Below are 20,882 nucleotides of genomic sequence, written 5' to 3'. Positions count from 1 at the left end.
TAATTTTGTTATTATAGATGACAGATATTGAATGAACAGGAGCATACTAATGTACACCATTACAATAAATCCATTAGTGGGTATAGGTTCTATTCAGCTGGGGATGACTGAAATGCAAGTTCAACAAGAACTCCAGAATGCCCCATGGATTAACAACGAAGAATTGTTACAGACGTTTGAATATGACTCCAATAATCGGCTGAAATTCATAGAGATGAATAACCCTTTTGACTCAGCCGGGTTCAAACTACTATACAAGGATTTGGATCTTTTCAATACCACAGCTGAGGATATCGTAAGCACTATTCGTATCCATACATCATTTGTAAATAATATGGAAGCCGAGCTGGGATATACTTTCTTTTTCAGAGAAATTGGACTTTCCTTGTGGAGGGCTAATGTTATGACAGACGCCATCATTAACTCGCCGGAATTTCTTGCAGAAGTACTTCCGGAAAATTTGGAAGATGAGAAGAGAAATTTATATTTTGCCACTATTGCTGTTACCATACCTTCTTATTACGATTAATGATGCCACACAAGAAAATGAAGAAAAGCCACCGATTGCAGGGTTGATACCCCGGTCCGGTGGCTTTTTGGTATAGAGATTATTTATAAATGATCTCGCTTTATGTGCTTCTGTTATCATTACTGATTTGAGGTATGGAAAGTATTCCGTTATTCCTTAATCCAGCAGTCCAACCATTTGCAGACCATGTAGAATGCCATCTTCATCTACATTTTTGGTGACATGTCTGGCAGCTGCTTTGGCTTCCTCTTCACCGTTACCCATGGCAACACTGTTATAAATCTGCTTGAGCATCTCTACATCGTTCAGCCCATCACCGAATGCATACTGGCGTTCCCGCGGGAATCCCAGCTTGTCGGTGATTTTGGAAATGCCGTTGGCTTTGGAACCGCCGGAAGGCAATACATCGACCGACATCGGATGCCAGCGGATAAAGTCAAAGTCTTTGAAATCCGCTTCATACTGCTGCTCGGCACCTTCCAGGCAGAACAGCAGGCACTGGTAAATGTCACGATTTTGATAATACGAAGGGTCAAAGCTCGGGAATTTGCCGACCTGTAGTGTCTTGATGCTGGTCGTAATATATTCATGATCTTCCGGTACATTGGAATGCATATCGTCCGCATCCATATATACGATCGGATTTTCTTTTTCAATCGCTGTTTCGGTCAGCGTCTTCAGCGCGTCCGGATTCAGCGGATTGGTATAAATAACTTCACCGCGCAGTACAACATACTGTCCGTTGTAGCTGACATACGTATCAATTTCCAGCTCTTTGCGAATATCTTCAAACATAAAAGGCGCGCGTCCGGTAGCAATGGCTACTTCGTGTCCGCGTTCACGCAGATCGAAGATGGCCTTTTTGGTGGAAGCGGGGATTTCTTTGTTATGATCCAGCAGGGTTCCGTCAATATCGAAGAAAATAATGCTCTGTTCAGACATGGGCAGCTCCTATCCACTTATCTATATTTGTCATACGAAGAGGGTATTCCGCAGAATACCCACATATATTCCCATTATAGCAAGGAGAGAGTGTGCTTGTCCCGTTATTGAACGAATTGATTCGATCATTGCTGCTGACAAGCGGATACAGCTATTGGACCTTTTGCTGAGTAAACACGTTCAGTCTATGGCGGGTAGCTTCACAGGGATCAGCTTGATATTTGCTCCCGGATTCTTTCTACAGGTTCGATAGTTTCCGTCGCAGCTGCAGGACGGGTGAGCCGGGATGTTGCCTGAAAAAACAGATTCAGCACAATCGCGGACAGACTGCCTGTAATCGTACCATCGCTGACAATAATGCGGAGCGCAGAAGGCAGACCAGCGAACAGCTCCGGCACGACCGTAGCGCCGATGCCCAGCGAGATCGAGCAGGCGACAACAAGCAGATTGCGCTGTTCCTGAAAATTCACTTCGGTCAGCATACGGATACCGGAGGCGACGACCATACCGAACAGTACCACCGTAGCGCCGCCCAGCACCGCCGCAGGAATTACTGTAGCCAGTGCTGCAATCTTGGGCACCAGACCGAGTACTACCAGAATCCCCGAAGCCATTACGATCACATTGCGCGTCTTGACCCGGGACAGCTCGACCAGACCTACATTCTGGGCGAATGTATTATACGGAAAAGCATTGAACAATCCGCCCAGCACAATCGCAATCCCTTCTGTACGATAGCCGCGGGTCATGTCCTGTGGAGTAAGCTTCTGATCACAGACACGTCCAAGAGCGAGAAATACGCCGGTCGATTCAACGATAATGACCATGCAGACGATGATCATTGTCAGAATAGGAGCAATCCGAAACTCCGGCATGCCAAAGGCGAAAAACTGCGGCAGATGGAACCAGGACGCTTCGCTGACCGCTGCCAGGTTTACTTTGCCCATCAGGGCAGCTACTATCGTACCTGCTAAAATCCCGATCAATACCGACAGTGAGCGCATAAATCCGGTGAAGAATCGATTGATGATCAGAATGAGTGCCAGTACGCCAAAGGAAAGCAGCAAATTGTGCAGACTGCCGAATTCGGGACTGGTGGCTCCGCCTGCCATATTTTTGATGCCGGTGGGGATTAGCGAGAGACCGATGACTACAACGACTGTACCGGTCACAACCGGCGGGAACAATTTGATCATTTTCCCGAACCATCCGGCAAAGACGGCTACAAACAAACCGGCTGCTATAATCGCCCCATAGATCGCCCCCAGACCGTACTGGTTACCGATACCAATCATGGGCGTAATAGCGACAAAGGAGCTGCCCAGCATTACCGGCAGCCCAATACCCAGATACCGGGTCTTCCATGCCTGCAGCAGCGTAGCGATCCCGCAGGTCAGCAGATCGATAGCTACCAGATAGGAAAGCTGCTCTCCCGTCAGATTAAGCGCTCGTCCAACGAGCAGGGGTACCAGAATCGCTCCGGCGTACATCGCCAGTACATGCTGCAGTCCGAGTGAGAAAATTCTTCCTCCGCGCGCCTTGTTCTCCATCATATCCGCCCCTTTTGTAGATAAATTAAATGCCATGTCAACAAAGTTGATCTGAATAATTTCTGATTTAACGTTATCTTAGAGGTTGTGTGAGGATTTGAAGAGATATTTTTAATAATTTTGGAAATAAATATAACTTAACAGGATTAGACTATGCATAAATATAACTATTATGTTAATTAATATTACATATAAAATATATGATGATTTTTGCATTGATCAATGAACGGATTATCTAGTGTACGCGTCGGCAAAGCTGGAAAATAAAGGCTCTGTTATTTAAACAGATAAACCGGATTTGTGAACAGCGTCTGTAACCGCAGAATTCTATAATAGAAACAACCTGCTGGAATAAGCCCAAGTGCTTATCTGACAGGAGACAGCCTAGTGAACAAGCGCAATCCAGCAGAGAAGGAGGATGGTCGTTGTAACAATGGACAATATCAGTTACACCTACTATTGTAAGCGTTATCATATTACCCACTACTATTCGAGGAGAGTGAATAACGTATGAGAGAAAGGCAGCATTCATGGGCAGTGAAGACACTGGCAGTAGCACTGGGTATTGCGCTGGTGCTTCCGACTGGGGGATTATCCGCCGCTGATCCGGTAAGCGTGCAGAGTAGCAGTCATTCGCAGCGAGGAGTACAACTGGAGAGTCTGGATCGCGGATTGGTCGCAGCCAAGACCGGCGATGGAATATTTATCAGCTGGCGTCTGCTCGGCAATGAAGTCAGTGGTTATTCCAAAACAGGCCTGACGGGTACAGACTTTGCTTTGTATCGCAACGGCAAGTTCGTCACCGTTATAAAAGACAGTACCAATTATCTGGATCGCCAGGGTTCTGTCAAAGACAGTTATCGTGTCCTGCCTCTGTCTGCACGGGGTTCCGGCAGTAATAACAGCAGTGCTTCGCTGACAACAGATGCTACCGCAGATCAGGTAAGTGATGATGTCTACCAGCAAGAGGCTATGCAGCAGGCAAGTGCAGGTCAGGGCGGAGATGCGGCTACATATCGTGCACAGACCGATGAAGGCTCTGCCCAGCTGAAGCAGTATGCTGCCGACTATGGCATCAGTGCTGCGAGTCTGAGCCGACCGAATAAGCAAAAGTGGAGCCCTCCGGCAACAGTATGGAATGATACCTATTATGATCTGCCGCTGCAGAAACCGGCGGATGGCGTAACTCCGGCAGGTGAAGCTTATACGTATTCAGCCAACGATATGAGTGTAGGTGATGTAGATGGTGACGGAGAGTATGAATATTTCGTCAAATGGTATCCGTCCAATGCCAAGGATGTCTCCCAAAAAGGATACACCGGCAATACGTACATTGATGCGTATCGACTTGATGGAACCCTGCTGTACCGGATTGATCTGGGAGTGAATATCCGCTCGGGAGCGCATTATACCCAGTTCCTTGTTTATGACTTTGACGGGAATGGCAAAGCCGAACTGATGATGAAGACCGCACCGGGAACCAAGATCACCCGTTATGGTAAACGCGGCAATGTCGTCTCCGAGCAGTACATTTCCCTTCCCAAGGAAGATCGTCAAGCCGGCTACTCCAACAGTGATGACTACCGGATGAGCAGTACGGATTATTATGATCATGTGGTGCAGATGTTCCAGAACTGGAGCGAGCATCCTGAAGTGAAGAATGGTCACTGGCCGAAGACACTGGAAGAATGCTTTGGTATCGCACCGAAGTATCAGTATCCGTTGTCCCTCCAAGATGCCAAAGCGCTGACGGATTACTTTATGGATGTCTATGCTCCTGCCCGCAGTACGCGTAACAATCTGCGCGATTTTGAAGGTTTTATCGTAAAGGGTCCGGAATACATGACTGTATTCAAAGGACGCAGCGGCAAGGAAGAAGACACGGTTCGTTACGAGCCGGAGCGCACAGATGATGGACTGATGTGGGGAGATTATGCAATGGCCCGCATTGAGCCGGGCAACCGTGTGGACCGTTTCCTCGCGACTGTCGCCTATGTTAATGGCAAGACCCCATCTGCTGTATTCGCACGCGGTTATTATACCCGTGCAGCACTTGTCTCCTACAACTGGGATGGCAAGAAAATTGGCAAGGACTGGACAGCCGATAGCGGCTGGGCGATCATGAGCAACCCGTTCAATGATGGACCACATGGTCGTGACGGTACCGATCCGGATCTGGGACCGCTGGCTGGGCAAGGTGCCCACTCGCTGACCGCAGCGGATGTGGATGGTGACGGCAAAGATGAGATCGTCTATGGTTCCGGGACAGTCGACAATGACGGCAGCCTGCTGTACAGCTCGACAGACGTGATGCCGGCAGGCAGTGCCATACCTGGACAGATTGCCAAGCTGGGTCATGGCGATGCACTGCATGTGTCCGATCTGGACCCATCGCATCCAGGCATGGAGATCTATATGGTACATGAAGGCGGAACGTATGCACCTTATGGTTATGCCATGCGCGATGCAGCGACCGGCAAAGTGCTGTTTGGTGCTTATAGTGGCAAGGATACCGGTCGCGGCATGGTCGGCGATATCGATCCTACCCGCCCGGGTCTGGAAGCATGGGCGACCGATCTGCGTACAGCCAGTGGTGAGCTGATTGGCCGCAGCGCACCGGGTACGAATATGAATATCAAATGGAGCGCAGATATGACGACCCAGGTCGTAGATGGTGCACTGGAAGTAACGCCAAGTATCCAGAACTGGCAAAAGGGACCGGTGCTCGTAGCCAATGGTACTCTGACGAATAACGGTACCAAAGGCAATCCGTCGTTGGTCGCGGACATTTTCGGAGACTGGCGTGAAGAGCTGCTGCTGCGCACGGCAGACAGTTCGGCGATCCGTATCTATCTCAGTACCGAAGTGACCAACCACAAACTGTACACCCTGATGCATGATACCCAGTATCGCACAGGCATTGCACGCCAGAATACAGCCTACAACCAGCCAAGTTATACCAGCTTCTATCTGGCTTCCGATACAGATTGGTCACGGGTACCGAAGCCGGACTTTTATACACCGGGTCGCAAGTAAACGGGAATTCGCGAGATACACTTACTCCAGCAGTAGGATCGATCGTTTCGAATTCGGTAGATGTTTCCTGGCAATCAACTATAATATGCAATTGTAAATAGAAGTGCTGCATATTTGCAGGATAATCACGCAGTTACTAAACCCGATTACCCATATCGTATTGTGCCCTGTACAACGGTCTGCTGAATTCATAAAGCAGCTGATTGTACAGGGCTTTTTTGGATCTTTTTTCGGATGTTTTGCATCATCCTTTTTTATACTTGATAGGGAAGGTTTATCGGTCAACAACCGTACATAGCATAAGCTCACAAAATTATTTTCAGAAAATAGGTAATGAAAACGTCTATTTATGTCGAAATGAATAGTATATGAAAAGTTGTAGTGACAACTAATAATTGAGAATTAGGAACGATGGAGGAACAAGAACTGTGAGAATGACTGTACGTGCCAAATTATTAAGTGGGTTTGCCGGTATGATGGTGTTGATACTGATTCTGGGCGTGCTCGTATCGATACGACTGGATTCGATAGGAGATAATGCTACAGATATCCAAAGTAACAGCATCCCCAGTCTGGTATCCCTTTATCAGATCAATGATGAAGTAACCGATGTAGAGAATCTCGTGCTGCGCAGTATTATTGAGCAAGACGATACAGCTATGCAGCAGATTAATTCGGAGATCAACAGCACAAGCGCCAGTATTGCCAAGAATATGCAGCTGTATGAGGCGGATCTGTCCGATGATCAGGAGATCCAGATGTATAATTCCTTTAAGAAAAGCTGGACCAGTTATACGGCTACCATTCCGCAGATTACAGCTGCTTCCGATGCCAATAACGATACACTGGCTATGAGTCTGCAGCAGGATGCGTCACCGATGCTGGAATCCATGAATGAAGTACTAAGCAAACTGGTCGATCATAATGTAAATGATGTGACAGGTTCAGCAGATGAACAACTGAGCGAGTTTAATCTGGCCCGCTTGATAACATGGGCTGCGGTGATTGCAGCGATCGTAATCGGAAGCATACTTGCTTTGGTGATTTCGCGCATGATCATTCGTCCACTGCACCAGATGCTGGATCAGGTCAACTATATTGCCGAGGGCGATCTGACCCGCACATCCGAACTGCCGATTGATGTAAAGGATGAATTGGGCGATCTGGCCAAAGGACTGCAGAATATGGGTCATTCCCTGAACAGAGTCATTACCGAAGTAAATGAAACGTCCCAGCGACTTAATGGCTCTGCCGAAGAATTGACTGCTATTGCCGAAGAGAATGCTTCAACTTCTGCCCATACGACCGAGTCACTGGTCTCCATGGCTGACCGTTCTGCCGATCAGGCGAGCCAATCGGAGCAGGGAGCCATACTGGTACAGGAAATCTCCGCCAATATCCAGGAGATCGATAACCGGATGGAACAGGTGAGCCAGTCTGCCCAGACAGCTGCCGACCATTCGATTAACGGAACGGGCGTGGTCACCGAAGCAGCCGGACGAATGGAGACGGCCCAGGCACGAATGAATGAAATGAACGGCGTAGTGAATGAGCTGAGAAGCCGCTCACAGGAGATCGGCAGTATCGTCGGCATTATTACCGGCATCGCCGGACAGACCAATCTGCTCGCTCTGAATGCCGCTATCGAAGCCGCGCGAGCTGGAGAACATGGCAAAGGATTCGCAGTTGTTGCCGCCGAAGTGCAGAAGCTGGCCGAGCAGTCCTCCACGTCTGCCGGGCAGATCGTCAGCATGATCGAATCGATCCAGCAGGATACGGATCGTCTTCATCAAGCCATGGATATGACGGCCGAGCAGATTCTGAGCGGTACTGAATCCATGAGAACGACCGGCGCTTTATTTGAAGATATCAAACAGTCGGTTAATGAAGTAGCTATGCAGAGCCGTGAAGCGGCACAGCTGTCGGGCAGCGTTAACCGAAGCGCTACAGCAATGGAACAATCTATCACCGGCATTGTTCAAAGTGTAGAATATTCCTCAGATGAGATTCAGAAAATCTCAGCCGCTTCGGAGCAGCAGTCTGCATCCATGCACGAACTGTCTTCCAGTGCTTCGGCTTTGTCCGAGATGGCTGAAGAGATGAATCGGATTGTAGATCGATTCAAGCTATAATCGAAGCTTCTATTGTTCATTTTGAATTCATATAAAAGCAATATAAAAAAGCCCTGCAGCCAGCAGATGTATTCTGCCGGTTATGCAGGGCTTTTTGTGTTGGGGCTGACTAGAATGGTTTCACTTCAGAATAATAATGATAGCAGCAAAATCTCATACAATGGTGCTGATAAATTACCAGCCTACCCGTACAATTAATCCTTTTGGATCACCGACTTCCAGATAGGCAGCCTGCTGATTATAATCATCATAGGCGAATCCATAAGCAAGGCGGTCGATACTGTGATCATGCCAAAACTTGGCATAATAGTTGGCAGGCGCTGCCTGGTAATAGGCAGATACATTATTCCAGTTCGCCTGATTCTCATAGACATGGCGGTTGATCGCAGAACAGATACCAGGCGATTCCTGCAGTCTGCCATTGCAGAGTAGAATCTCCTGCGTGTTATAGCCGCCACCGTAGCTGCCAAAGTAATTGGCATTCGCACCACCGGCTTTGAATGATCCATGGATCGGTGCTACGATTCGGTAGGGTGCCTGCATATCAGCCAGTGAGCGGAAGGCTGCAGGCACTTCACCGCGATACTTACTGAAGATACTCGCACGTGTCTCGGATTCCAGTTCGCCCACCGTACGGTCATAATTGCCCGCACGATTCACCAGACGATGTTGCAATGGGAATCCGAATCCATCAACACGAGTCGTATTGCCATGGTAACCGGTGTTATCTACTGTAAATTCTACAAAGTCAAAATAAACATCCAGATTCGGATCGGTTGGGTTGTTGATATCCGGTCCGGCAAATCCATCATTGAAAGTCTTAATATAACAAGGCGAACCCACACAAATAAACATGCGTCCGGAATCCATTTTCGGTAGGCTTACCCATTCGGCCTGGCTGATGGTACTATAGATATTGGCATAGTTGACACTGTTTTTGGTCAGATGTCCGGGAGCGTCATTCAGCGCTGCGGAGATAGGCTGCAGTTGGCCTGTGCTGGTCAGGTAGCTCCACTGCTTGGTCTCGGGATTAATGCCCAGGATGCCCCAATAGACACGATTGTCCGGATAGGCTCCATTAGTGGCATTCATGACTTTGAACGTCATGACGCCCTTGCCGGAAGGCGCAGGGATGGAGGAAGCCGGTATGGAACCGACCGAAGGTGCAGCAGCAGAGACAGAAGTGGTAGAGAGCGGAGACAATCCGCACACCATGATCAGAACAGCGAGCAATACATACTTGAAGACCGAATTTCTCATAAACTACCTCCTTATTTTGTATACGCTTTCAGATGCATGTTTAATTATTACAATATATGGAATTGGATTCAATCAAAAACCGTGTGCATTTCTCAGGAAAGCATGTGCATTTTTCAGTCTCCTGCTTCTGCTCTGAAGGAGAGCGAAGTTTCCATCCGGTTGTTGCTGCAGAAAGAGAAAGTTATACTTGAGAATCAAGATCTATCATTAAATGAGATTTCCCCAAAAAAGGAGGAGCAATTGATGAAACGTTTTGTCGATCCTTTGTTTGAGCCGTACTCTGTTCCCTATATACTGGCCCGAAAGGGCAGTATCGTGGTGAAATGTCCCAAATGCCAAAGTGCTGCCTATATCGGAGCCGATTCCAATAGAGAGAACATCGAGCTTTTTTGTCATTCCTGCTTTTACCGGAAGCTGGCGGAACCGGATTATACGTATTCTGCTGCAGCGATCTGCACAGCTTGCGAATGCTGGTTCAACGAACCGGTCAAAGATGAACGTCAATTTACCCAAAAACATGTACATATTATTTGTCCGGCATGCCATACGGATAATATCGTAGAGCTCCACAAACGAGAAAGTTCCGTCTGGACAGGATCGGACATACGTAATGGACGCGATCCCTTTTTCGATCAGGAATTGTATTTCCTTGATTATTATCGCGGCAAGATGGTCTGGGCGGTTAACCGGGAGCATCTTACCTATCTAATCGACTATATTGCAGCGAGTTTACGCGAAAGGCCGAATTCCAGCCATGTACGTACCGCTTCCTACCGGCTGCCCAAGTATATGAAAGAGGCCAAAAATCGCAATGACTTGATTCGTCTGCTGCAGCGTATGCAGCGAAAAAAATGAGTGTCTCTGACCAATGGACAGACTGCCTTCCAGGATAAACCGCTATCATGGAGCACTACAAATGACAGGTCAAAAAAATCTATATTTTTATATAAGTTTCATTTGCTTTTTCATGTTGAAAGCAGTAAAATTTTAAACTTGAGTGTATATCGTGATGGCTGTCTAACTTCATTTCATAATCTGGAAATGATAGTAAAGATGGTTTGAAAAAACACACTAGATATAGTGTGTCAAGTGAATTATTTTTTTGAATAGTTTTCACCAGATAGGTAGCGTTCAAATAAGCCGGAATACATGGAGATTTTACTTGTTATCTGCTTTTTACGGCTATTTTGGATGCTGCTTTCTCGCTGGTTGGTCCTATTGACAACACTATATATAGCGTTTAATCTTAATCTCACGTTCTATATATTGCGTTACGGCTTGTTTTAAGATGCGGTATATGGGTAATCCTTGTTAAGAGAAACCAAGCTGATGTAGTAAGGCTTTGAGAGGCCTTGCTGCTCTAGGGCGGACGCAAGTTCATCACTGTTCTTTTTATAAAAAGAACAGTGATGAACACTATATATTGAGTGAGAAGGAGATGTCATCCCACATGCTGATTGCATATGATTCCAAGACAGGCAACGTCAAACGGTTTATCGGAAAATTGAAAAATGCATCGGTGCAGGCCGTACAGATTGAAGAGGCGCTGCAGCTGAATGAACCATTCGTATTGGTCACCTACACAACCGGCTTCGGTCAGGTTCCCGAGAAGGTGACTCATTTTCTGGAAAAAAACCATGGCCGTCTGCTTGGCGTAGCAGCCAGCGGCAACCGTAACTGGGGCGAGAACTTCGGCAAGAGTGCAGATTTGATATCGGAGCGCTACGGTGTTCCGGTCGTATATAAATTTGAACTATCCGGCACTACAGGAGACGCACAACGATTCGTACAGGAGGTAGAGAAAATTGCGGCATATTGAATTGAACAACCTATTGATGCAGCGTGATGATAACGGATTTTTCCGTTTGGATAAAGATAAAGAAGCAGTACAGGAATACATGAAGGAAGTGGATGAGAAGAGTATCCATTTCGCGGACACTTCGTCCAAAGTGCGTTACATGATCGACAACGATTACTATGAGGACATGTACCAGCATTACAATGAGCAGGCCGTGGAAGAAGTATATGCGATTACACACAGCTATAACTTCCAGTTCCCTTCCTATATGGCAGCTTCCAAGTTCTACAAGGACTACGCGGTAAAAACAAATGACCGTGCGAAGTACCTGGAGCACTATCCGGATCGTGTAGCCGTTGTAGCACTGCATCTCGGACGCGGTAATGCCGAAAATGCCAAGACGCTGGCACGTTCCATGATGGAACAGCGTCTGCAGCCGGCAACACCGACATTCCTGAATGCCGGCAAGAGTCGCCGTGGAGAGATGGTATCCTGTTTCCTGTTGGAAATGGATGATTCCCTGAACTCGATCAACTATGTACTGAATACCTGCATGCAGCTGTCCAAAATCGGCGGCGGTGTAGCGGTTAACCTGTCCAAGCTTCGTGGACGCGGCGAGCCAATCAAAGGCGTCGAAGGCGCAGCTAAAGGCATCATGCCTGTTCTGAAACTGATGGAGGATGCTTTCTCCTATGCCGACCAAATGGGTCAACGTAAAGGTTCCGGTGCAGCGTACTACAACATCTTCGGCTGGGATATCCTGGAGTTCCTGGACAGCAAGAAGATCAATGCGGACGAGCGTACTCGCCTGAAAACACTGTCGATCGGTCTGATCGTGCCTAACCGCTTCTACAAGCTGGCAGCCGATAACGAGCTGCTGCACGTATTTGCACCATACAGTGTATACAAAGCATACGGCAAGCACCTCGACGATCTGAACATCGACGAAATGTACGATACGCTGATGGCAGATGACCGTGTCAAGAAAAAACCAATCATGAGCGCACGTGATATGCTGACCAAAATTGCCAGCATCCAGCTGGAATCCGGCTATCCTTATATTATGAACAAAAGTAACGCCAACAAATTCCATGCCCTCAATGGCATCGGTTCGGTAAAAATGTCCAACCTGTGCACGGAGATTTTCCAGCTGCAGGAAACAACAGAAATCATGGACTATGGCGTAGATGATATTATCCGCCGCGATATCAGCTGTAACCTCGGTTCCCTGAATATCGTTAATGTTATGGAACTCGGCAAAATCCGTGAATCCGTACATGAAGGCATTATGGGTCTGACTTCGGTAAGTGACATGACTAATATCGCTAATGCACCGGGTGTAGCCAAAGCCAACCGTGAGATGCATTCTGTAGGTCTGGGCGTTATGAACCTGCACGGCTATCTGTCCAAAAACAAAATTGCCTACGAGAGCGAAGATGCAATCGACTTCGTACGTACTTTCTTCATGATGATGAACTATTACTCGTTGGAGAAGAGCATGGAGATTGCACGCGAGACTGGCAAAACATTCATGGACTTTGATAAATCTGACTATGCAAGTGGTGTGTACTTTGACCGTTATCTGGCGACCGACTATCGTCCGTCCAAGCCACGTGTACAAGAACTGTTTGGCAGCATGTACATCCCGACACCGGCAGACTGGCAGAACCTCAAAGCCGATGTAATGAAAAATGGTCTGTACCATGCCTACCGTCTGGCGATTGCGCCGACAGCAAGCATTTCCTATATCCAGAATGCAACATCCAGCGTAATGCCGATTGTAGAGCAGATCGAGACACGTACGTATGCGAACTCGACCACATACTATCCAATGCCATACATGCAGCAGGATAACTATTTCTACTACAAATCCGCTTACACTATGGATCAGTTCAAAGTTCTGGATCTGATCGCCGAGATCCAGCAGCACGTCGATCAAGGGATCTCTACAGTCCTGCACGTAAGCAGTGATGTAACGACCCGTCAATTGGCTCGCTACTATCTGTACGCAGCACACAAAGGCCTGAAATCCCTGTATTACACTCGTACCAAGCGTCTGACAGTTGAAGAGTGCATTAGCTGCTCCGTATAATATTCATCTATATACGATTTGATCTGCTTGATTCATACCGCTATCCGCTGCTTTTTATGAGCGTCTGCCCGGCATTACACTCCTTCATGAAGACACGGCTCGCAAAAGCCGATTCTACTGGGTCGGTGCACCTGGTGTGAGTATGCTCGGGATTCGCGAGAATTATCCAACGCCACTTGTGCAGCGTCAGCATTTTGCTTTTCGTGTAGAGCTGGAGGATTTGAGATCTGCCCATGAAGAACTGTCTCGTCTGGGAATATCGACAGAGAACTTTCATGGTGAAGATGCAGCGCAGTTAATGGTATTCCCATTTATGCCTGCCGTCTCGATTTACTTTGACGATCCGGATGGACATTCTATTGAATATCTGGCGATGCTGGACGATGAGCCAAGACCCGATCTGCCGATTATGTCCTGGCAAGAATGGGATCAGCTGCACAATCGTACAGAATCGTAAACTCTATCTATTGTGAATTAACATTCAAAACTATCTAACCCGCCACTGGCGTAAATATAAATATGGATCTTTACCTTGCAGTATGCATCAGAAGCGAACAACCCTTCTTCTTGCATACTGTAGTCTTGTTATGATAAAAACAGCTACTGTTTCACTACATAACGACAGGTAAGAGAAAGGGGCACAACACATGAGTGAGCCAATCAAAGCAGTCAACTGGAACCGTCCGGATGACGATTTTTCCCTGATGTTCTGGAACCAGAATATTATGCAGTTCTGGACAGACGACGAAATCCCGCTGTCCGATGACAAAATGTCCTGGATTCAGCTGAGCGATCTGGAACGTCAAACCTATATGAAAGTCCTCGGTGGACTGACCCTGCTGGATACGATTCAGGGTGGCATTGGTATGCCGCAAATCCTGGAGCATGTTGACGGCTTGCAGCGCAAAGCGGTACTGGGCTTTATGGCAATGATGGAGCAGATCCATGCCAAGTCCTATAGCAGTATTTTCACAACACTGTCTTCAACGGAAGAGATCGACGAGATCTTCAAATGGGTCGAAGAGCATCCACGTCTGCAGACCAAAGCGGAGACGATCCGTCAGTATTACACCAACATCAATTCTCCGAAAGAGCTGTTCCTGGCGATGGCTGCGTCTGTACTGCTGGAGAGCTATCTGTTCTATAGCGGTTTCTTCTATCCGCTGTACCTGGCGGGTCAAGGCAAAATGACCTGCAGTGGCGAGATCATTGACCTGATCCTGCGTGACGAGAGTATCCATGGTGTATACGTGGGTGTACTGGCACAGGAAATCTACAACGAGCTGGACGAATACGAGCAAAAAGACGCTTACGAGACACTGGAAGGCCTGTTCCGTTATCTGCATGAGAACGAAGAAGGCTATACAGCCGAGATCTACGATGCGATCGGCCTGACAGACGAAGTAAATGTGTTCCTGCGCTACAATGCCAACAAAGCATTCATGAATCTGGGCTTTGATCCGCTGTTCCCGGAAGAAGAAGTCAACCCGATTGTCTTCAACGGAATCAGCACACACACCAAACAGCATGACTTTTTCTCCAAAAAAGGAAATGGCTATGTACGTGCAATGAATGTAGAGCGTCTGACTGACGAGGATTTCAAATTCGATTTTTAATATAAACAAAGCCGATATAAAAACAGAGGACTTTCGTTTATTTTAGATATATACAGATAGAGATGATTTTCCAGAGATAAAAGGGTTAGTTACAGAGCAAAGCTTGACCATGCCATGCCTACCGCATAGATAAAGAGAGACACAGAACAACGGATGTATGGTATCGGAGGTATTTAAAAGGGGATAAGAGAAGGCTGTTTTGCTGCATATGATGCAGACAAGGCAGCCTTCTTACGTATGAACGCAAGTAAGACATGAGCGATCACAGGCTTCTTCGATAATAGTTATACAGCACAGAGATAGTGGGAAGGAATAGCGATTATACATACATGTACATATGAATAAAATGGATGTTTTGTAATCGTTCCCGGAAGCTTATACAATGAGTAACAACACTATTATTCACAGGGGGTAATGAGCATGGGAATGACAGGAATTTATTATGTAGAAAAAGAGAATTTGCAGACCGTTCTGGCTGGAGACCCCAGTCGACCCGACCTGGATATCGATAAAACATGGAGTCTGATCGCGGATATGTTTCCGGATATTCCATTTGTGCCGGTACAGGATCAGTATAAGATCGACAGCCAGTTGACCGAATTTGGTACTTTCTATCTGCCGCCACATCAGGTCGCCCAGATGGCTGAATCGATTCCAGTCGTACGCCAGCGTGAAGCACTGGAGCAGCGTATCGATTTTGACCGCTGGAAAGCCAGTAACCAGCAGAGCCCGGGTGATGTGGAAGACCATGCGATGATGATCTTTTTCTTTGCGATCAATGAAAACGATACGTATGAGGAGATCGTAGAAGACTATCTGATGCCGTATCTGAATCAGGTCTTTGATCTGTATCTGGATGCAGCCAGCAAAGGTCAAGGCATCGTGTTTGCTATTTTCTAGGGTAGTTTGGAAAGGGGATCGACAAGCAATGAAATCATTAAACAGCGTAGAGCAGGTGAGAGAAGAGATTCAAAGCAACCGCCTGCAGCTGCTTCTGCTCAAAATGCATAACTGCAGTGTCTGCGAGGCTGTTCAGCCCCAGACCGCAAAACTGCTGGAGGATTACCCACAGATTACCGGTGCCTATATCTATGTAGAAGAGGCACCAGAGCTGGCTTCCGAGTATCTAATCTTTACCTCACCCGTACTCATACTGTTTTATGAAGGCAAGGAAGTGTACAGGGCAGCACGCTTTATCCGTTTTGCCGAGCTGGAGCAGCAGCTGGAAGGCTATGCTTCACTGCTGGAATCATGATGTGAAGTGCTGAAAGAAGCGGCATAGACGCGTTCCATAATCACATAGCTTTTGCCACCGCGAACAAAAGAATCGCCGGTAGGAAGAAGACCGAATTTGCTATAGAATCCGGTCTTTTCGGTGCGCGCATTACAGTAAATACGCCGTACACCGGCTTGCTCGGCCTGCTGAATCACATACGCGAGCAGCTGGCTGCCGTAGCCTTGCCCCTGTTGGTGCGCCAGTGTAGCGAATTTGCGGAACTGGGCTTCATTGTTATCGATAAACAGAGAGAGCACCGATACGAGCTGACGATCCACAAACAATCCATAATGCGCACCCTGATCATCATTTTTCAATTGTACATAATCCAGCTCGCGATCCGGCCACATGACTTCATGACGAAGCTGCCAGGCTTGTTCTTTGGTAATCTGTTGAATGGGCATTAGAGATTCTCCTTTATTGGTAAATGAGATTGGTGAATTGGTAGGTAGATGCACGCATAGATATAGATATAGATATAGATATAGATATAGATATAGATATAGATCTGCTTGAGCGCTATATGCATCTATCGCTGCGGGAAGGGATTCTGCCGGCGACCTCCGGTTAAGAATGGATATTTGGAATGACCGCTTGCAGCGGACAATATCCATTCTTAAATATCGGTCTTCTGGCAGAATTCCCTTCCCTTCGCTATGTGCTGTTGCATCATGATAGTGACATTTCAAAGCGAATCTGAAGAGCGATAACATGGATAGACTGTTCTTTTTGGATGAGATATCTGGTATTTCGTAACTAGTGTCCCGTGTATTGTATCCGGTATTTCGTATTCGTATTTCGTTATTCTGTATCCTCGATTGTATTTCCTTCAAGCATAGAGCGGAGAAAAGAGAATTCTGCCAGCGCCCGACATTTAAAAATGGAGATCGACCGATATCATCGGTCATTCAGGCTCTTCATTTTTAACCGGAGGAAGCGGTAAAATCTCTTTGCACAGCGGATTGACCTTCAACGTACCCCTTCATCTTTTCAAAGATACAGTAACTCCACACATCCAATTTCTCTACAAATCCAGCCCACTCTTGCTGTATAGTTCATCTCATTTCATCTTATCCTAATAAAAAGTAAATCCCAGTCATTGACAATTGTCTTCAACTGTATTAATAATAGTAGTACAGTTAATACAGTGAAAGGGGGAAGCCCATGTTTGAACTGGATGTACGCAGTCGCAAGCCCATTTACGAACAGTTAATGGATAAAATCAAGGAAATGATTCTGTATGGCATTCTCAAGCCGGATGAACAGCTGCCTTCGGTACGCACATTGTCGGCACAGCTGACCGTCAATCCCAATACCATCCAGAAAGCGTACCGGGAGCTGGAAAGAGAAGGCTATATTTACTCCCAGGCAGGCAAAGGAAGCTTTGTGTCACCGACCCGGCAGCAGCCGAATAACGAACAGCTGACAGAGATGAAAGAGCGGCTGCTCAAGCTTTTTGCTGAAGCGATCTATCTTGGCTTTACCAAATCAGACATTGAAAAGCTGTATCAACAGACCATGGAAGAACAGGAGAGGGGGAAAAGCAGTGATTGAGATCAAGCAGTTGAGCAAGATTTTTGAAGGAGAACATGCTGTAGAAGAAGTATCTCTCACCGTACATAAAGGTTCGATTTTCGGATTGCTCGGTTCAAATGGTGCCGGCAAGACGACACTGCTCAAGACGGTAGCAGGTATTTACCGCGCAGACCGGGGACAAGTGCTGCTGGAAGGCCAGCCGATATATGAACATCCCGAGAGCAAGCAGCGAATGATTTTTTTGGCGGATCAACCTTATTTTTTTGCACAGACATCGATTCAGCAAATGGCGGTATTTTACCGGGCGATGTATCCCAATTGGGATGAACAGCGTTTCCAGCAGCTGGCTCAGGCATTCAAGACCATTCCACTCAAGCGTAAATTGCATCGTCTGTCCAAAGGTATGCAGCGTCAAGCTTCGCTGTGGCTGGCACTTAGCTGCAAGCCGGACGTGCTTATTCTGGACGAACCGATCGACGGACTTGATCCGGTGATGCGCAGACAGGTCAAGAATCTGATATTCCAGGAAGTAGCTGATCGTGAACTGACTGTGATCATCTCTTCGCATAATCTAAGGGAAATTGAGGATATGTGCGATCATGTAGGGATTATGCATCAGGGACGTCTATTGATTGAAAAAGAACTGGACGATCTCAAAGCCGCCAGCCACAAAATCCAGATCGCTTTCCGTGATCCAAGACATGAGCAGGCGATCTCCGGACTATTGGATATCCTGCATAAGGAAGAACGGGGTAGCGTAGGCACCTATATTATCAAAGGTACGGTCGAGCGCATTACCGAGGTTGTGCAAGCCTATCAGCCTTATGTATTCGACGTACTACCGATGACACTGGAAGAGATATTTATATACGAAATGGGGGATGCCGGTTATGACGTTCAACCACTACTTCTTTAACCGGGGATTATGGATGCATGCCTGGCGGCAAGGCGGCTGGATCGGGGTTATCTATTTGCTGCTGCTGATCTTTGCCGGACCGATGCAGCTGTTATCATCGAATTCAGCTTATGAATATCAAAAAGATACTCGAATCGTGAATTATCTGTTCCAAGAAGACGGAGAGATGGCAATTCTATTTGCTTTCATCATGTGCATATTGATGGCCGTTTTCTTGATGAGATTTATACAATCCAAGCGAGCGGCTGAGATGTTCCATAGTTTGCCTGTACGCAGAGATCAGCTACTTACGGTCTCACTGGTATCTGGACTTGGCATGTTGATTGTTCCAATATGGGTTACGGCTATTATTACTGGATCAATGGCAGGCAATCTGAATCATGTTGTTTTTACGGTTGATCAGGTAATCGACTGGGCTGTGTCTCTGACAGTTATTAGTTTATTTATCTTTACATTTACGTTATTTGTAGGAATGTGTATTGGTCAGTCCATCCTACAGATCATTGTTACAATTATATTATTTCTGCTTCCTAGTGGATTGAGTTTTCTTTATGTTCGATATTTTTCCAGATATCTTTATGGATATTATGATGGAGAACCTCGTTCGACTTTTATGACTGGTTGGTCTCCTATTGAAAAATTAATGAATGTATCTACAAATGGATTTAGTCAGCGAATTGGCTGGATATACCTTGTTATTTCCTTCGTACTAATTGGTCTAAGCTACTTGCTGTATAAGTTGCGTCCAACGGAGAAATCCACCCAGCCTATCGTATTCCGTTACTTTAATCCATTATTCCGTGTTGGAGTTACACTGTGCAGTGCATTATTAATCGGATTATATGGAATAACTTTTTTTGAAAAATGGGATGTTGTATGGTGCATAATCGGCGGAGTAATCGGTTATGTAGCAGCCGAAATGGTGCTTCGCAAAACCCGGCACGTATTTGATCGCAAATTGTGGTTGGGAATGGTCTTTTACGGAGTGATAGTTGCATTGTTCATCTATATCCCAGTGTCTCCACTGACTGGATACGAAACAAAAGTACCTGCACCAAATGATGTGAAATCTATATATATAGGCAATGATATTAGAAATGATCTATCTAATTACCCGACACATGGAATAGACATCGAGAAACCCAATCCTGATATGCTCTCTTCTAATCCTGATTATATTCAAAGTGTGATTCGGTTACATTCTCAGGTAGTAAAAGATAAACCTGATCCTGGAAGTAGAAACGATTATAACTATTATAACGTCAATGAACAAATACAAATAGCTTATATTATGAAGGATGGAAGTCATCTTTTAAGATCTTATATGATACCTAAGAGTGAAGAATACCAGCCATATCTTCAGCAAATTCAGCAATCCAAAGAATATAAAATGGCATTTTATAATCTCAGAGCGTTGGAGAAATCCGAAAGTGCAATAAAGATCAGAAACCCGGATAATCCAAAGCGTAAAATAGATATTATGGATCCGACTGAAATTCAACAGTTGAATCAGCTAATTATAAAAGAAAAGCTGGCAGTGAAAAACCCAAGAAACAATCCGATATACGGTAATACGTTAAATATGGTAATACAAATTTATAAAGACCCTTATTTTGGTAGAGAGTATTATTACAGCTGGAATCCTCAATTCAAGCCGACTGAGGAGTGGCTGAAAGAAAAAGGATACTGGAATCTGCTGATTACCAAGGTGGAAGATATTTCTGCTATTGTTATTATTCCGGATGAGCGGAATCAAAAAGAAATTGCAGTGGTCAATTATGCTGATTTATTCAAAAAATATCGTGGAACTTCTAAGCAGGTCGTAATCAGCAACAAAAACCAGATCAATGAATTGTTGAATCGAAGCGAGTCTGACGGTGGAAATGCAGGGCAGAGCTATATAATCAAGCTCAGATTCAAAGATGGAACAGGGGCATATCGCGTTCTAAACAAAGAAAGTATTACCCCGGAGATTTACAACATTCTCCCCAAGTAACATGTATCACTAAATATATATTTAAAATAGCAGTCATGTATTTTATGAATACACACTCTTTGACAGTTTTTTCAATCAAGAGAATATAATCTAGCACAGTAAAAGAAGAGGATCGCATTTACAGCTATCCTCTTCTTTTATTGCGTTGTTTTGAGTACAGTATTTTACCTTATGGCATTCTTTTTCTCAGACCGTGCCCAACC

General features: G+C 46.1%; 17 protein-coding genes. 13 read left to right on the top strand and 4 right to left on the bottom strand.

Features of this window, described 5'->3' with window-relative positions:
• The first annotated feature begins 49 nt into the window (after positions 1–49).
• Positions 50–529: a hypothetical protein gene (locus H065_RS0103380; RefSeq protein WP_017811608.1), complete on the top strand. Its 480-nt coding sequence runs from the start codon at positions 50–52 to the stop codon at positions 527–529.
• 156 nt (positions 530–685) lie between these two features.
• Here H065_RS0103380 and H065_RS0103375 read toward each other — a convergent pair whose 3' ends face one another.
• Entirely contained in the window at positions 686–1,471 is a 786-nt protein-coding gene (locus H065_RS0103375; RefSeq protein ID WP_017811607.1) for a Cof-type HAD-IIB family hydrolase, read from the bottom strand.
• A 209-nt stretch (positions 1,472–1,680) separates the two neighbouring features.
• Positions 1,681–3,021: a nucleobase:cation symporter-2 family protein gene (locus H065_RS25110; RefSeq protein ID WP_017811606.1), complete on the bottom strand. Its 1,341-nt coding sequence runs from the start codon at positions 3,019–3,021 to the stop codon at positions 1,681–1,683.
• A 510-nt stretch (positions 3,022–3,531) separates the two neighbouring features.
• On the opposite strand from H065_RS25110, the gene H065_RS25105 reads away from it, so the two are divergent.
• Positions 3,532–6,057 (top strand): rhamnogalacturonan lyase, encoded by a 2,526-nt coding sequence (locus H065_RS25105; protein WP_017811605.1) that lies wholly within the window; start codon positions 3,532–3,534, stop codon positions 6,055–6,057.
• 434 nt (positions 6,058–6,491) lie between these two features.
• Positions 6,492–8,189: a methyl-accepting chemotaxis protein gene (locus tag H065_RS0103360; protein WP_017811604.1), complete on the top strand. Its 1,698-nt coding sequence runs from the start codon at positions 6,492–6,494 to the stop codon at positions 8,187–8,189.
• Between the two features lie 174 nt (positions 8,190–8,363).
• Here the strand turns inward: H065_RS0103360 and H065_RS0103355 are convergent, their stop codons facing one another.
• Positions 8,364–9,449, bottom strand: coding sequence for a glycoside hydrolase family 64 protein (locus tag H065_RS0103355; RefSeq protein ID WP_017811603.1), 1,086 nt, complete (start codon positions 9,447–9,449; stop codon positions 8,364–8,366).
• Positions 9,450–9,692: 243 nt separating this feature from the next.
• Between H065_RS0103355 and H065_RS0103350 the strand changes: the two genes are divergently transcribed.
• From H065_RS0103350 to H065_RS0103320, 7 genes are all read left to right on the top strand, one after another.
• On the top strand, positions 9,693–10,304 hold the full coding sequence (locus H065_RS0103350) for a hypothetical protein (RefSeq protein WP_017811602.1): 612 nt from the start codon (positions 9,693–9,695) through the stop codon (positions 10,302–10,304).
• Positions 10,305–10,899: 595 nt separating this feature from the next.
• Positions 10,900–11,268 (top strand): class Ib ribonucleoside-diphosphate reductase assembly flavoprotein NrdI, encoded by a 369-nt coding sequence (gene nrdI, locus H065_RS0103345; RefSeq protein ID WP_017811601.1) that lies wholly within the window; start codon positions 10,900–10,902, stop codon positions 11,266–11,268.
• Positions 11,255–13,339 carry a class 1b ribonucleoside-diphosphate reductase subunit alpha gene (nrdE, locus tag H065_RS0103340; RefSeq protein ID WP_017811600.1) on the top strand — a complete coding sequence of 695 codons (2,085 nt, stop codon included), beginning with the start codon at positions 11,255–11,257 and terminating at the stop codon, positions 13,337–13,339. Before nrdI ends, nrdE begins: the two co-directional genes overlap by 14 nt.
• A 34-nt stretch (positions 13,340–13,373) precedes the next feature.
• Positions 13,374–13,796: a VOC family protein gene (locus H065_RS25100; protein ID WP_051058681.1), complete on the top strand. Its 423-nt coding sequence runs from the start codon at positions 13,374–13,376 to the stop codon at positions 13,794–13,796.
• A gap of 190 nt (positions 13,797–13,986) precedes the next feature.
• A complete protein-coding gene (nrdF, locus tag H065_RS0103330) occupies positions 13,987–14,955 on the top strand; it encodes a class 1b ribonucleoside-diphosphate reductase subunit beta (protein ID WP_017811598.1) in 969 nt (322 codons plus the stop codon).
• A gap of 420 nt (positions 14,956–15,375) precedes the next feature.
• Positions 15,376–15,855 (top strand): hypothetical protein, encoded by a 480-nt coding sequence (locus tag H065_RS0103325; protein WP_017811597.1) that lies wholly within the window; start codon positions 15,376–15,378, stop codon positions 15,853–15,855.
• A gap of 28 nt (positions 15,856–15,883) precedes the next feature.
• Positions 15,884–16,210 (top strand): thioredoxin family protein, encoded by a 327-nt coding sequence (locus H065_RS0103320; RefSeq protein WP_017811596.1) that lies wholly within the window; start codon positions 15,884–15,886, stop codon positions 16,208–16,210.
• Here the strand turns inward: H065_RS0103320 and H065_RS25095 are convergent.
• Positions 16,186–16,635 (bottom strand): GNAT family N-acetyltransferase, encoded by a 450-nt coding sequence (locus H065_RS25095; RefSeq protein ID WP_017811595.1) that lies wholly within the window; start codon positions 16,633–16,635, stop codon positions 16,186–16,188. The genes H065_RS0103320 and H065_RS25095 overlap by 25 nt on opposite strands.
• A 760-nt stretch (positions 16,636–17,395) precedes the next feature.
• On the opposite strand from H065_RS25095, the gene H065_RS0103310 reads away from it, so the two are divergent.
• From H065_RS0103310 to H065_RS0103300, 3 genes are read left to right on the top strand one after another with little or no spacing between them, the layout of a single operon-like run.
• Positions 17,396–17,785, top strand: a complete 390-nt coding sequence (locus tag H065_RS0103310; protein WP_017811594.1) for a GntR family transcriptional regulator — start codon at positions 17,396–17,398, stop codon at positions 17,783–17,785.
• On the top strand, positions 17,778–18,683 hold the full coding sequence (locus tag H065_RS0103305; protein ID WP_017811593.1) for an ABC transporter ATP-binding protein: 906 nt from the start codon (positions 17,778–17,780) through the stop codon (positions 18,681–18,683). The genes H065_RS0103310 and H065_RS0103305 overlap by 8 nt, the downstream gene beginning before the upstream one ends.
• Positions 18,658–20,679, top strand: coding sequence for an ABC transporter permease (locus tag H065_RS0103300; RefSeq protein ID WP_017811592.1), 2,022 nt, complete (start codon positions 18,658–18,660; stop codon positions 20,677–20,679). The genes H065_RS0103305 and H065_RS0103300 overlap by 26 nt, the downstream gene beginning before the upstream one ends.
• The last annotated feature ends 203 nt before the right edge of the window (positions 20,680–20,882 follow it).

The sequence above is a fragment of the Paenibacillus shenyangensis genome (assembly GCF_000346635.1).
Lineage (GTDB): Bacteria > Bacillota > Bacilli > Paenibacillales > Paenibacillaceae > Saccharibacillus > Saccharibacillus dauci.
This window is presented reverse-complemented; position numbering and strand designations above follow the sequence as displayed.